Genomic DNA, 13,235 nt, shown 5'->3' on the forward strand with positions numbered 1-13,235 from the left:
CATGACCCGCGTGGTCGTCGTCGGCAGCGGGATCGCCGGGCTGATCGCCGCGCTCGGGGCCTCCCGCGACCACGACGTCGTCCTGGTCACCAAGGGCGAGCTCGCCGAGAGCAACACCCGGTACGCGCAGGGCGGGATCGCCGCGGCCCTCTTCGCGGACGACAGCACGGCGGCGCACGTCGACGACACACTGCGCGCCGGCGCCGGGCTGGGCGTCCGGGAGGCCGTGGAGGCGCTGTGCGGCGACGCCCCGCAGCGCATCCGGGAGCTGATCGCCCTCGGCGTCGCGTTCGACCGCGACGGCGACGGGCTCGCCCGCGGACTGGAGGCGGCGCACTCGAGCCCCCGCGTGCTGCACGCGGGCGGCGACGCGACCGGGGCCGAGATCGAGCGGGCGCTCGTCGCCGCGGCGCGGGCCTCCGCGGTCGAGATCGTGGAGCACGCGTTCCTGCGGGAGGTCGTCGTGCGCGACGGCGCCGCCGCCGGGGTGCTGGTGCGCACCGAGCAGGATCCCGAGCGGGGGATCGCGGCCGACGCCGTCATCCTGGCGACCGGCGGCTTCGGGCAGCTCTACGCCCACACGACCAACCCCGCCGTCGCGACCGGGGACGGGGTCGCCGCGGCGTGGCGGGCCGGAGCCGCGGTGGCCGATCTGGAGTTCGTGCAGTTCCATCCCACCGCGCTGGCGATCCCGGGGTCGTTCCTGGTCTCGGAGGCCGTGCGCGGCGAGGGCGCCGTGCTGCGCAACGCGCGCGGCGAGCGGTTCATGGTGGATGTGCATCCCGACGCCGAGCTGGCGCCGCGCGACGTGGTCGCCCGGGGCATCGCGATCGAGATGGCCGCGCAGGGAGGACGGCCGGTCGTGCTCGACGCGACCGCGCTCGGCGCGGAGTTCCTCGCCCGCCGCTTCCCGACCATCGACGCCGCGTGCCGCGCGGCCGGCATCGACTGGGCGCGCGAACCCGTGCCGGTCACCCCGGCGGCGCACTACGTCATGGGCGGCGTGGCGACCGACACCAGTGGCCGCACGACCCTCCCCGGGCTGTTCGCCGTCGGCGAGGTGGCGTGCACCGGCGCGCACGGTGCGAACCGGCTCGCCTCCAACTCGCTGCTCGAAGGGCTGGTCTTCGCCCAGCGCGCCGTGCAGGCGCTCGGCGCGCCGTGGGAGGCCGCGCCGGCGTGGCTGACGGATGCGGCGGTCGCCGAGCCCGCGGCCGATCCGCGGGCCGAGCGGGCCGAGGCGCTCGGCGGGACCGAGCGGCCCGTCGAGGCGACGCTCCCCTTCGACCGCGACGGCCTCCGCGCCCTGATGTGGGAGGCGGCCGGCGTGCACCGCGACCGCGCCGGGCTCACCGCCGCGGCCGCCCGGTTGGCCGCGACGATCGAGCCCGCCCCCGGCGAGGACCGCGACCTCCTGCAGGTCGCCCGCCTCGTCGTCGCCGCCGCCCTCGCCCGCGAGGAGTCGCGCGGCGCCCACTACCGCTCCGACTTCCCCCTGACCTCCGCCGGAGCAGCGCGCCACACCGTGCTCGCCCCGGCCGCCGACCTCCAGAAAGCCGCCGTCGCATGCTGACCCGCCAGATCATCGAGACCGTCGTCCGCGCCGCCCTCGTCGAGGACGCTCCCTGGGGCGACCTCACGAGCCAACTGCTCATTCCGGAATCGGCATATGCCACCGCGCGCCTGGTCGCGCGGGAGCCCGGGACGTTCGCCGGCGGCGAGGTCTTCGCCGCGGCGATGACCCTCACCGACCCGGCCATCGAGGTGGTGCTCGAGCGCGCCGACGGCGAGGAGTTCGCCGCGGGCGACACACTCGCGACCGTCAGCGGCCCGGCCCGCTCGGTGCTGCAGGGCGAGCGCGTGGCCCTGAACTTCACGCAGCGCATGAGCGGCATCGCCACCCTCACGGCCGCGTTCGTCCGGGAGGTCGATGGCACCTCCGCGCGCGTCGTCGACACCCGCAAGACGACGCCGGGCCTCCGTGCGTTCGAGCGGCACGCCGTCCGGGCCGGCGGCGGCCACAACCACCGCTACTCCCTCTCGGACGCCGTCATGGCGAAGGACAACCACCTCGCCGTGCTCACCGCGCAGTCGGGACTGAGCGTGACCGACGCCCTCCTCGCGGTCCGCGCGCAGCTGTCGCACACGACGCACCTCGAGGTGGAGGTGGACCGCATCGACCAGATCGAGCCGGTGCTCGCCGCGGGCGTGGACACGATCATGCTGGACAACTTCACCCTGGACGAGCTGCGGGAGGGCGTCGCGCTGATCGCCGGCCGTGCGATCGTGGAGGCCAGCGGCAACGTGAGCCTCGCCACGGTGCGCGCCATCGCCGAGACCGGCGTCGACGTCATCTCCTCCGGCGCCCTGACGCACAGCGTGCGCTCGCTCGACCTCGGCCTGGACGTGGTGGTCGAGACGCCATGACCGGCGGCCTGTACCTCGACGCGGCGGCGACCTCCGCGGTCCGCCGCGAGGTGCTGGAGGCGATGTGGCCGTACCTGACCGGCGACTTCGGCAACCCGTCGAGCCATCACGCCGTCGGTGAATCGGCGGCGCGAGCTCTGGCGGAGGCCCGCGCAGCCGTCGCCGCGTGGCTCGGGTGTCGCGCGTCGGAGGTCGTCTTCACGTCGGGCGGAACCGAGGCCGACAACCTCGCGATCAAGGGGATCGCGCTCGCCTCTCCGCGCGGCCGGCACATCGTCACCACTCCGATCGAGCACGAGGCCGTGCTGGAATCCGTCGATCATCTCGTGCGGCTGCACGGCTTCGAGGCGACGTTCGTCCCGGTCGGACCCGACGGCCTGGTGGACCCGGCCGCGTTCGCCGCGGCGCTGCGCCCGGACACGACGCTCGCCAGCGTGATGCTGGCCAACAACGAGGTGGGCACCATCCAGCCGATCGCCGCGCTGGCGGCGCTGGCGCACGAGCACCGCATCCCGTTCCACACCGACGCGGTGCAGGCGGCGGGCTGGCTGCCGCTCGACGTGCGCGAGCTCGGCGTCGACGCGCTGAGCGTCTCCGGCCACAAGATCGGCGCCCCGAAGGGCATCGGCGCGCTGTTCGTGCGCGGACGCATCCCACTGGAGCCCGTGCTGCACGGCGGCGGCCAGGAGCGCGGCCGGCGATCGGGCACGGAGAACGTCGCGGGTGCGGTCGCCCTGGCCACCGCCGCACGCCTCGCGACCGCGGGACGGGCGGCGAACGCGGCAGCCGCCGCCGAGGCGCGCGACGGGTTCGTCGCCGCCGTGCTCGCGGCCGCTCCGGGGGCGCAGTTGACCGGGCACCCGGGGCAGCGCCTCCCGGGCACCGCCTCCTTCGTCTTCCCCGGCACCAACGGCGAGGCCGTGCTCCTCGAGCTCGAGCGCCACGGCATCGTCTCGTCGAGCGGCTCGGCGTGCGCCGCCGGGAGTGAGGACGCCTCGCACGTGCTGCTCGCGCTCGGCTACCCGGAGGACCTCGCGCGCACGGCGGTCCGGTTCTCGTGGGGTCCGGAGGTCGGCGCGGCCGAGCTCGCGGCCGTCGCCCCCGCGGTCGGCGAAGCCGTGCGGACGGTGCAGGCGCTGGGCCGCTGATCCGCGCCCGTTCTATTCCCGGTTTCGCGGTCAGTGAACGGCGCGATCGTTTACCCGCGCGAAACCCCCGGTGTCGCCCGTCGTCGGTACTGTTGACCGGTGACTGAGCAGACCTCACCTGTGCCCGCCGTCCTCGCCGACCCCGCGACGACGGACACCGCCGCCGAGAGCGGCCGCATCGAGCGCCGCAACAACCGGGTGATCTGGCTGCTGCTCGCCGCCACGTTCGTCGTCATCCTGAACGAGACGATCATGACGGTCGCCATCCCGAAGCTGATGGACGACCTGAAGATCGACGCCCTGGCCGCCCAGTGGCTGTCCACGGCGTTCATGCTGACGATGGCGATCGTCATCCCGATCACCGGCTTCCTGCTCCAGCGGTTCACGACGCGCGCGATGTTCATCACCGCCATGTCGCTGTTCTCGCTCGGGACGCTGACCGCCGCCCTCGCGCCCGGCTTCGCGGTGCTCGTCGGCGCCCGCGTCATCCAGGCGTCGGGCACCGCGATGATGCTCCCGCTGCTCATGACGACCCTGATGACCCTCGTCCCGCCGGCGAAGCGCGGGCGCACGATGGGCAACGTCTCGATCGTCATCTCGGTCGCGCCGGCCATCGGCCCCACGATCTCGGGCTTCATCCTCAACTACCTCGCCTGGCGCTGGATCTTCCTGATCGTGCTGCCGATCGCGCTCATCATGCTGCTGATCGGGATGCGCTTCGTCGAGAACGTGACCGAGACGCAGAAGGTGCGGATCGACGTGCTCTCGGTCGTGCTCTCGGCGCTCGGCTTCGGCGGCCTCGTCTACGGCCTCACCCTCTCGGGCGAGTCGGGCAGCGCGTCGGGCGGCCCCGGCGCGGCGCTCTGGATCTCGCTCGCGATCGGCGTGGTCGGCCTGGCGGCGTTCATCCTGCGCCAGCTGATCCTGCAGCGGCGGGATCGCGCACTGCTCGACCTGCGCACCTTCCGCTCCCCCGTCTTCACCGTCTCGATCGTGCTCATGGCGATCAGCACGGCGGCGATGTTCGGCGTCATCATCGTGCTCCCGCTCTACCTGCAGCACGTGCTGCACCTCGACACGCTCTCGACCGGTCTGCTCCTGCTGCCCGGCGGCCTCGTCATGGGGCTGGCCGCGCCGTTCGTCGGCCGCCTGTACGACCGGTTCGGGCCGCGCGTGCTCGTCGTGCCCGGCTCCATCCTCGTCAGCCTCGCGCTCTGGTCGCTCACCCTGGTGAGCGAGACCACCCCGGTCGGGATGGTGCTGGCCGCGCACATCGTGATGAGCCTCGGCCTGGCCCTGATGTTCACGCCGCTGTTCACGGCCGGTCTCGGCGCCGTGCCGCCGCACCTGTACTCGCACGGCAGCGCGATCGTCGGCACCGTGCAGCAGGTCGGCGGGGCCGCGGGAACGGCACTGCTGGTCGCCGTGCTGTCCGCGCAGACGGCGGCGCTCACCGCGGGCGGCGCTCCGCTCGACGTGGCGACCGCCGGCGGCATCAAGGTGGCGTTCCTCGCCGCCGCGATCATCTCGCTCTTCGCCGTCGTCGGCTCCTTCTTCATCAGCAAGCCCGCCGACTCCGTCCCCGACGGCGCCTTCGCGCACTGACCCGCCTGCTCCGCGAGCTGCGAGACGTCGCAACACGCCCTTTTCCGAGCTGAAACATCACGGAAAAGGGCGTGTTGCGACCGTTCGCGGCCGGCGCTAGGGTCGCGGCATGGCGCGCGGAGTGGAGGCGGACACGGTCGACGAGTACCTCGACCGGATCGGCGAGCCGTTCGGCACCGCGCTGCGCACCGTGCGGGACCGGATCGTCGCGATCGTCCCGGAGGTCGAGCAGGTCATCAGCTACCGCGTCCCGATCTTCCGCCTGAACGGGAAGGGACTGGTCGGCCTCTCCGCGACGGCGAAGGACTGCAGCCTCCTGCTGATGAGCCCGCCGGCCGCCGCCGAGCTGACCGGGACGCTCGCCGAGGGCAGCATCACCGGCGCGACCCTGCACTTCCCGCCCGCAGCGCCCCTGAGCGAGGAGACGCTGCGGGCGGTGCTCGCCGTGCGGCTGCGCGAGCTCGGCGCCTAGCGCTGCAGCGCCGAGCGGACCACGTCCGCGAGCGTGCGCGGCGGCCTCCCGAGCAGCTCAGCGAGGTCGTCGGACCCGGTGGCGAGACGTCCGCCGGCGGCCAGCGCGTGCAGCGGGCCGAAGGCTCTTGCCGCTTCGACGTCGACGCGCTCGTGGACGATCGGCCTGCCGCGCTCGGACGAGAGGAGGGCGGCCAGCTCGTCGTAGGTCCACGCGGGGCCGCGCAGTTCGAGCACAGCGCGCGCAGGCGGTCGGGTCGCCGCGAGCGCGGCCGCCTCGGCGAGGTCGACGAGCGACGCCGTCGCAAGAGCTCCCCCACCGGCTGCCGATGTGACGCGACCGACGACGGCCTCTGCCAGGGCCCGGTCGACGAACGGCTCGGTGTAGAAGCCGTTGCGCAGGATGGTGGCGCCGGAGTCGTCGCCGTGACCGAACCGCTCGGCCAGCAGAGCCTCCGTCGTCGCATGCCCGGGATCGTGCGCGGCGCGGAACGCGCTCGTGTAGACGACCCGGCGCACGCCCGCGGCGACCGCGGCGGACACAACGGCTCGGTGCTGCGGCACCCGGATCGCCGGATCGTGCACCGGACTCGAGACGAAGACGAGGCGGTCGACGCCGGCGAAGGCGTCCACCAGGGATCTTCGATCGGCGTAGTCGCCGAGCCGGGCTGTCACGCCTCGGGCCCGGAAGGCGTCCGCGGCGGGGGTGGTGCGAACGAGCACGCGAAGCCGCTCGCGCGGGATCCGCGCGGCGAGGGCGGCGACGATCGCGCCGCCGAGGCGCCCGGAGGCGCCGGTGATGAGGATGGATTCCATGTCTGCTCCTGATGAGGGGGTCGTGCGGACGGACGGGAGCCAGGAGGCTCCCGTGGTGTCACGACCCGGTCACAGGCGCGCCGAACGTGCGGACGGTCAGGCCCGTCGGAGATCGCGCAGCAGAATCGGCATCTGCCCGCGAGCATAGTGCAGCCTCCCCCGATCCGCACTGGCCGCGGCGCGGGACGGATGGCATCATGGGCGCGTCGGGGCGTCACGAGGAGGCAGCCGTGTCCATCATCCAGACCACTGAACCTGACGAGGCGACCGGGGTCGTCGCCGAGATCTACGCGGACGACCAGCGCCATCTCGGCTACGTGCCGGAGCACACGCGCGTCATGGCCGTGAATCCCGAGGCGTATCTGGCGTGGGAGCAGCTCGCGCGGGCCATCGCCGCGCAGCTGGGACTGCGCCGCTACGAGCTCGTCACCCTGGCCGCCGCGCAGGGCGCCCACTCGGAGCACTGCCGGCTCGCGCACGGCGCCAGGATGCTGACGCTCGTCGACGAGGAGCCGCTGGAGGCCATCGCGCGCGACTACCGTCACGCCGATCTCAGCGAGGCCGAGGTGGCGATGATGGAGTACGCCGAGCGCATCAGCACCGATGCGGCCGGGATGACCGACGCCGACACCCTGCGGTTGCGGGAGCTGGGCTTCACCGACCGGGAGATCGTCGACATCACGCTCGCCGCGGCGGCCCGCAACTACTTCAGCCGGGCGATCCAGGCGCTCGGGGTGGCGGTGGACGTCCCGCCGGGGCTGAGCGACCGGCTGCGCGGCGCCCTCCTGGCCCCGCTGTGAGCGCGACGCCGGATCGGGTGGGCGCGTTCCGGGTGCGACGGGTCTACGACGACCCGTCGCCCGACGATGGGTTCCGCGTGCTCGTCGACCGGCTGTGGCCGCGCGGCGTCTCGAAGGAGCGGGCCGGGCTGGACCTCTGGCTGAAGGAGATCGCGCCCTCGACCGAGCTGCGGCAGTGGTTCCACCACGAGGACCCGCCGTTCGAGGAGTTCCGCGCCCGCTACGAGGAGGAGCTCGAAACGAATCCCGCGGTGGAGGAGCTGCGGGAGGTCGGCCGCGCGCATCCCGTCGTCACCCTGCTGGTCGGGGCGCGCGGCGAACAGAACCACGGGGTGGTGCTCGAAGGATTCCTCGAGCACCACCCCGGATGACCGGCGAGCGGTCAGCCGGTCAGCCCGCCAGCGCGAGCCGCTCGGGCTCCGGCGCGTCCACGAGGTGACGGGCGTACGCCGGGATCGTCAGGAAGGTCGGGAACTCCTCCCCGAGGGAGACCTCGCGCAGGATGTCCGCGGCCTCGGCGAAGCGGTCGTCGCCCTCCGGGCTGCGGAGCCGGTCGAGTTCCTCGTCGAGGATCCGCTCGACGAGAGCGCGGTCGACGGCCGTTCCCTCCTGCGTGGCGACCCGGTTGTCCATCCACTGCCGGAGGAGCGAGCGCGAGATCTCGGCGGTCGCGGCATCCTCCATCAGGCCGTCGATCGCGACAGCGCCGGTGCCGCCCAGCCACGCCTCGATGTAGCGCAGCGCGACGGAGATGTTCGAGCGCACGCCGGCGTCGGTGACGGTGCTGTCGGCGGACGTCACGTCGAGCAGGTCGTCGGCGGTGACGTGCACGTCGGGCCGCTGCCGCGACAGCTGGTTCGGGCGGTCGCCCAGCACGGCGTCGAACTCCGCGAGCGCCGTCGGGATGAGGTCGGGATGGGCGACCCAGGTGCCGTCGAAGCCGTCGCCCGCCTCCCGTCGCTTGTCGTCGGCGACCTTCGCGAGGGCGCGCTCGGTGGCCTCCGGGTCGCGGCGGTTCGGGATGAACGCGCTCATGCCGCCGATCGCGTGCGCGCCCCGCTTGTGGCAGGTCGCGACGAGCAGCTCGGTGTAGGCGCGCATGAACGGGACGGTCATAGTGATGCGGTCCCGGTCGCCGAACGCGAACCGGCGGCCCCGCCCGAGGAAGGTCTTGATGATCGAGAAGATGTAGTCCCAGCGGCCGGCGTTGAGTCCGGCGCAGTGGTCGCGCAGCTCGTAGAGGATCTCCTCCATCTCGAACGCGGCCGGGATGGTCTCGATCAGGACGGTCGCGCGCACCGTGCCGACGGGCATCCCGATGCGCTGCTGCGCGAAGACGAAGATGTCGTTCCAGAGCCGCGCCTCCCGGTGCCCCTCGAGCTTCGGGAGGTAGAAGTACGGTCCGCGGCCGCCGTCGACGAGCGCCTGGGCGTTGTGCCAGAAGTACAGGCCGAAGTCGGTGAGGGCGGCACTGGCGGGCGCGGTGCGGCCGGCGCGGTCGGTGAAGGCGAGGTGCTTCTCGACCAGGTGCCAGCCGCGCGGACGCATGACGATGGTCGGGGTGTGCTCCTGCGGCGTCGTGACGCGGTACTCCTTGCCCTCCGGGCTCGCGAACTCCAGCTCTCCGCGCACCGCGGCGCGCAGGGTGCGCTGACCGCCGACGACGTTCGTCCAGGTGGGGCTCGTGGCGTCCTCCTGGTCGGCGAGCCAGACGCGGGCGCCGGAGTTGAGCGCGTTGATCGCCATCTTCGGGTCGGTCGGCCCGGTGATCTCGACGCGGCGGTCCTCCAGGCCCGGGCCGGCGCCGGCGACGCGCCAGGTCGGGTCCTCGCGGACGGCGGCCGTCGCGCTCAGGAACCGGGGGTCGCGGCCGTTGCCGGCCTCCCCGCGGTGCTGCTGCCGTTCGGCGAGCAGCTCCTGCCGCCGGGCGGCGAACGCCTGGTGCAGGTGGTCGAGGAAGCTCAGCGCCTCCGGGGTGAGGATCTCGTCCGAGCCGGGAACGGTCGGACCGGTGATCTCGATCATGGTCGTGTCTCCTTGGTCAGTCGGTGCGGCCAGTCCGTCAGAACTGGTGCTGTTCGGTGGATCCCACGAGGGCGAGGGTGGCGCTGTCGGGGTTGAGCGCGGTCGCGACGCGGTCGAAGTAGCCCGTGCCGACCTCCCGCTGGTGGCGGGTGGCGGTGTAGCCGTCGGCCTCGGAGGCGAACTCGGCCTCCTGCAGGTCGACGTAGGCGCTCATCTGCCGCGACGCGTAGTCGCGGGCGAGCGTGTACATCGAGTGGTTGAGGGCGTGGAAGCCCGCGAGGGTGATGAACTGGAAGGCGTATCCCATCGCCGCGAGCTCCCGCTGGAACCGGGCGATCGTCTCGTCGTCGAGGTGCTTCTTCCAGTTGAACGACGGCGAGCAGTTGTAGGCGAGCTTCTTGCCCGGGAACCGTGCGTGCACGGCCTCGGCGAAACGGCGGGCCAGCTCGAGGTCCGGCTCGGCCGACTCGACCCAGAGGAGGTCGGCGTACGGCGCGTAGGCCAGCCCGCGGGCGATGACCGGGTCGATGCCGTTGGTCACCTCGTAGAAGCCCTCCGCCGTGCGCGTGCCGGTCAGGAACGGCCGGTCGCGCTCGTCGTGGTCGCTGGTCAGCAGGGTCGCGGCCAGCGAGTCGGTGCGGGCGATCACGATGGTGGGCACGCCCGCGACGTCGGCGGCGAGGCGCGCGGCGTTGAGCGTGCGGATGTGCTGGCCGGTCGGGATGAGGACCTTGCCGCCCATGTGACCGCACTTCTTCTCGCTCGCGAGCTGGTCCTCCCAGTGCACGCCCGCGGCGCCGGCCTGGATCATCCCGTGCATGAGCTCGTAGGCGTTGAGGGGGCCGCCGAAGCCGGCCTCCGCGTCGGCGACGATCGGCGCCATCCAGTCGCGCACGGCGCCGTCGACGCCCTCGATCTGCCCGGCGCGCAGCAGCGCGTTGTTGATGCGGCGGACGACCGCGGGCACCGAGTTGGCCGGGTACAGGCTCTGGTCGGGGTAGGTCTGGCCGGAGAGGTTCGCGTCGGCGGCGACCTGCCAGCCGGAGAGGTAGATGGCCTCGAGGCCGGCGCGGACCTGCTGCACGGCCTGGTTGCCGGTGAGGGCGCCGAGGGCCGAGACCCAGCGGGCGCCGGATCCGCTGCCGTCGCGCTGGATCAGCTCCCAGAGGGTCTGCGCGCCGCGGCGGGCGAGCGTCTGCTCCTCGCGGACGGGACCGCGCAGGGCGACGACGTCGGCGGCGGTGTAGTCGCGGCGGATGCCGGACCAGCGCGGGTCGGCGTCCCATTCCAGCTGGAGCTCGGCGGCGGTCTGCACGGTGTCGCCGGGGCGGGGCTCTGGGTGGGCTGCGGTGCTCATCGTGACCTCCATCGGTCGGTTCGGTTGAGACGATCCTGTGCCCGGCGCGCGCCGTCCCGAACGGATCCGCCGACAGAAATCCGGCCGTTCTTCTGTTTGCCAGAACTTCCGGCGGGTGTCAGCATGGCCTGCATGACAGACACGGTCGACGACGACCTGGCGGCGGACGCGCTCACCCTGGGGCGGCGCATCCGGGCGGCGCGCGTGCAGCGCGGCATGACCCTGGAGGCCCTGGCCGCGGCGATCGACCGCGCCCCCTCGCAGGTCTCCACCATCGAGAACGGCAACCGCGAGCCGCGCCTCCCGCAGCTGCGCGCCATCGCCACGGCGCTCGGCGTCACGGTCGACGACCTGCTCGCCCCCGAGGCGCCCGACGAGCGCGCCGCCCTGGAGATCGCGGTGGAGCGAGCGCAGCGCGGCACGGTCTTCAACGCGCTCGGGATCGATCCCGTGCGGGTGTCGAAGGCGGTGCCGGACGCGACGTTGCGGGCCATCCTGGCGCTGCACCAGGAGGTGGAGCGGCTGCACCGCGAGCGCGCCGCGACCCCGGAGGAGGCCCGCCGCGCGAACGCCGAGCTGCGCGCGACCATGCGCGCCCGCGACAACTACTTCGCCGAGCTGGAGGCCATCGCGGCCGACCTGCTCGCCGCCGTCGGCCACGCCGGCGGCCCGGTCTCGCAGCAGACGGTGGCCGACATGGCTGACCACCTCGGCTTCTCGCTGCACTACGTCGGCGACCTGCCGCACTCCACCCGCTCGGTGACCGACAAGCGCAACGGGCGCATCTACCTGCCGACGGAGCAGTCGGCCTCCCGCGACTCCCGCTCCCCCATCCTGCAGGCCTTCGCGTCGCAGCTGCTCGGCCACGACGAGCCGCGAAACTACGCGGAATTTCTGCGGCAGCGGATCGAGACCAACTACCTCACGGCGGCGCTCCTCCTGCCCGAGAAGGACGCCGTGGCCGTGCTCACGGAGGCCAAGAACTTCCGCCGCATCTCCATGGAGGACCTGCGCGACGCCTTCGCCGTGTCGTACGAGACGGCGGCGCACCGGTTCACGAACCTCGCGACCGCGCGGCTCGGCATCCCGGTGCACTTCATGAAGGTGCACGAGTCCGGCACGATCATCAAGGCGTACGAGAACGACTCGGTCGCGTTCCCGTCCGACGCGCTCGGCGCGATCGAGGGCACGCCCGTCTGCCGCAGCTGGACGGCGCGCACCGTGTTCGACGTGGAGGACCGGTTCAGCCCGTACTACCAGTACACGGACACGCCCCGCGGGACGTTCTGGTGCACCTCCCGCATCGAGAAGGCCAAGGAGGGCGACTACTCGGTGAGCGTCGGCGTGCCGTTCGAGCACGTGAAGTGGTTCCGCGGCCGGGAGACCCCGCACCGCGCCCTCTCGCGCTGCCCGGACGAGAGCTGCTGCCGCCGCCCCTCCGGTGCACTGGCGGAGCGGTGGGAGGGGCAGGCCTGGCCGGCCGCCCGCACACCCACGTCGCTGCTCGCTGCGCTGCCGACGGGGACGTTCCCGGGCGTGGACACCACGGAGGTCTACGACTTCCTCGAACGCCACCAGCCCTGATCAGCCGGGCATCTGTCGCCGCTCGTCGGACGGAATGGATGGAATGCGGCCGGATTCGGTACGGAATCCGTCGTTCTGTCGGGGTCGCAGGGAGCAGAATGTCACAAACCCAGCAGAGAGGCGCGTGAGTCGAGTGGGCAGTACGGTTTTCGAGCGGAGCCGACCGGACGCGTCCGTCGTGAGGCACAGCCTCGCAGGCACCCGGCAGTCCGTCTTCTGGATCGAGGATGCGCCGGGCGACGCGTATCCCACACTCACCGGCGATCTCGCCTGCGACCTCGCCGTCGTGGGCGGCGGCTACTCCGGACTGTGGACCGCGCTGCTCGCCAAGCGCGAGAACCCGGCCGCCCGGGTGGTGCTGCTGGAGGGCCGCCGGATCGGCTGGGCGGCCTCCGGCCGAAACGGCGGCTTCTGCGAGGCCAGCCTGACCCACGGCGACGACAACGGCCTCAGCCGCTTCCCGCAGGAGTTCGACCAGCTCCAGCGGCTCGGGATGCGGAACCTCGACGAGATCGAGGCGATCATCGGGGAGCTCGGCCTCGACGCCGACTTCGAGCGCAACGGGGCCATCGACCTCGCCACCGAGCCGCACCAGGTCGAGTGGCTGCGCGAGGCCGCGGACGGGGAGCACGCCGTCTTCCTCGACACCGACGCGGTGCGCGCCGAGGTTCACTCCCCCACCTACCTCGCCGGCCTCCTCCGCACCGCCGACTCGTCGCTGGTGCACCCGGCCAAGCTGGCCAGGGCCCTGGCGCGGGCGTGCGCCGACCTCGGGGTCGAGATCTTCGAGCACTCCCCGGTGGAGAGCATCGGCGACGGCACCACCCTCGAGACGCCGCGCGGCGTGGTCCGCGCCGAGCGCACGGCGCTCGCGACGAACGTCTTCCCGAGCCTGCTGAAGCGCAACCGCCTCCAGACGGTGCCGGTGTACGACTACGTGCTCATGACCGAGCCACTGTCGGACGCCCAGCTCGCCTCGATCGGCTGGAGCGGGCGGCAGGG

12 protein-coding genes are annotated in these 13,235 nt (G+C 72.9%); 9 read left to right on the forward strand and 3 right to left on the reverse strand.

Features of this window, described 5'->3' with window-relative positions; translation table 11 throughout:
- The first annotated feature begins 1 nt into the window (after nt 1).
- The 5 genes from nadB (at nt 2) to BGO91_RS09035 (ending at nt 5,652) form a co-directional block, all read left to right on the forward strand.
- Entirely contained in the window at nt 2–1,573 is a 1,572-nt protein-coding gene (nadB, locus tag BGO91_RS09015) for an L-aspartate oxidase (protein WP_290472426.1), read from the forward strand.
- On the forward strand, nt 1,567–2,427 hold the full coding sequence (gene nadC / locus BGO91_RS09020; RefSeq protein ID WP_290472427.1) for a carboxylating nicotinate-nucleotide diphosphorylase: 861 nt from the start codon (nt 1,567–1,569) through the stop codon (nt 2,425–2,427). The genes nadB and nadC overlap by 7 nt, the downstream gene beginning before the upstream one ends.
- On the forward strand, nt 2,424–3,575 hold the full coding sequence (locus tag BGO91_RS09025) for a cysteine desulfurase family protein (RefSeq protein ID WP_290472428.1): 1,152 nt from the start codon (nt 2,424–2,426) through the stop codon (nt 3,573–3,575). Before nadC ends, BGO91_RS09025 begins: the two co-directional genes overlap by 4 nt.
- 177 nt (nt 3,576–3,752) lie before the next feature.
- Nucleotides 3,753–5,180, forward strand: coding sequence for an MDR family MFS transporter (locus BGO91_RS09030; protein ID WP_290472450.1), 1,428 nt, complete (start codon nt 3,753–3,755; stop codon nt 5,178–5,180).
- A 109-nt stretch (nt 5,181–5,289) separates the two neighbouring features.
- Entirely contained in the window at nt 5,290–5,652 is a 363-nt protein-coding gene (locus tag BGO91_RS09035) for an iron chaperone (RefSeq protein WP_290472429.1), read from the forward strand.
- Here BGO91_RS09035 and BGO91_RS09040 read toward each other — a convergent pair.
- On the reverse strand, nt 5,649–6,467 hold the full coding sequence (locus BGO91_RS09040) for an NmrA family NAD(P)-binding protein (protein WP_290472430.1): 819 nt from the start codon (nt 6,465–6,467) through the stop codon (nt 5,649–5,651). The two genes, BGO91_RS09035 and BGO91_RS09040, sit on opposite strands and share 4 nt — an antisense overlap.
- A gap of 230 nt (nt 6,468–6,697) precedes the next feature.
- Between BGO91_RS09040 and BGO91_RS09045 the strand changes: the two genes are divergently transcribed.
- The gene (locus tag BGO91_RS09045; RefSeq protein ID WP_290472431.1) at nt 6,698–7,267 is read left to right on the forward strand and encodes a carboxymuconolactone decarboxylase family protein; all 570 of its coding nucleotides are present in this window, start codon (nt 6,698–6,700) and stop codon (nt 7,265–7,267) included.
- Nucleotides 7,264–7,638: a DUF488 domain-containing protein gene (locus BGO91_RS09050; RefSeq protein WP_290472432.1), complete on the forward strand. Its 375-nt coding sequence runs from the start codon at nt 7,264–7,266 to the stop codon at nt 7,636–7,638. The genes BGO91_RS09045 and BGO91_RS09050 overlap by 4 nt, the downstream gene beginning before the upstream one ends.
- A 19-nt stretch (nt 7,639–7,657) precedes the next feature.
- Here BGO91_RS09050 and aceB read toward each other — a convergent pair whose 3' ends face one another.
- Both aceB and aceA read right to left on the reverse strand, forming a co-directional pair.
- Nucleotides 7,658–9,292, reverse strand: a complete 1,635-nt coding sequence (aceB, locus tag BGO91_RS09055) for a malate synthase A (protein WP_290472433.1) — start codon at nt 9,290–9,292, stop codon at nt 7,658–7,660.
- Nucleotides 9,293–9,329: 37 nt separating this feature from the next.
- A complete protein-coding gene (gene aceA, locus BGO91_RS09060) occupies nt 9,330–10,649 on the reverse strand; it encodes an isocitrate lyase (protein WP_290472434.1) in 1,320 nt (439 codons plus the stop codon).
- A 123-nt stretch (nt 10,650–10,772) separates the two neighbouring features.
- On the opposite strand from aceA, the gene BGO91_RS09065 reads away from it, so the two are divergent.
- Nucleotides 10,773–12,233: a helix-turn-helix domain-containing protein gene (locus tag BGO91_RS09065; RefSeq protein ID WP_290472435.1), complete on the forward strand. Its 1,461-nt coding sequence runs from the start codon at nt 10,773–10,775 to the stop codon at nt 12,231–12,233.
- Nucleotides 12,234–12,411: 178 nt separating this feature from the next.
- A partial coding sequence (locus tag BGO91_RS09070; protein ID WP_290472436.1) for an FAD-dependent oxidoreductase occupies nt 12,412–13,235 on the forward strand: 824 nt, incomplete at its 3' end.

The organism is Leifsonia sp. 71-9 (assembly GCF_001898805.1).
Taxonomy (GTDB): domain Bacteria; phylum Actinomycetota; class Actinomycetes; order Actinomycetales; family Microbacteriaceae; genus Leifsonia.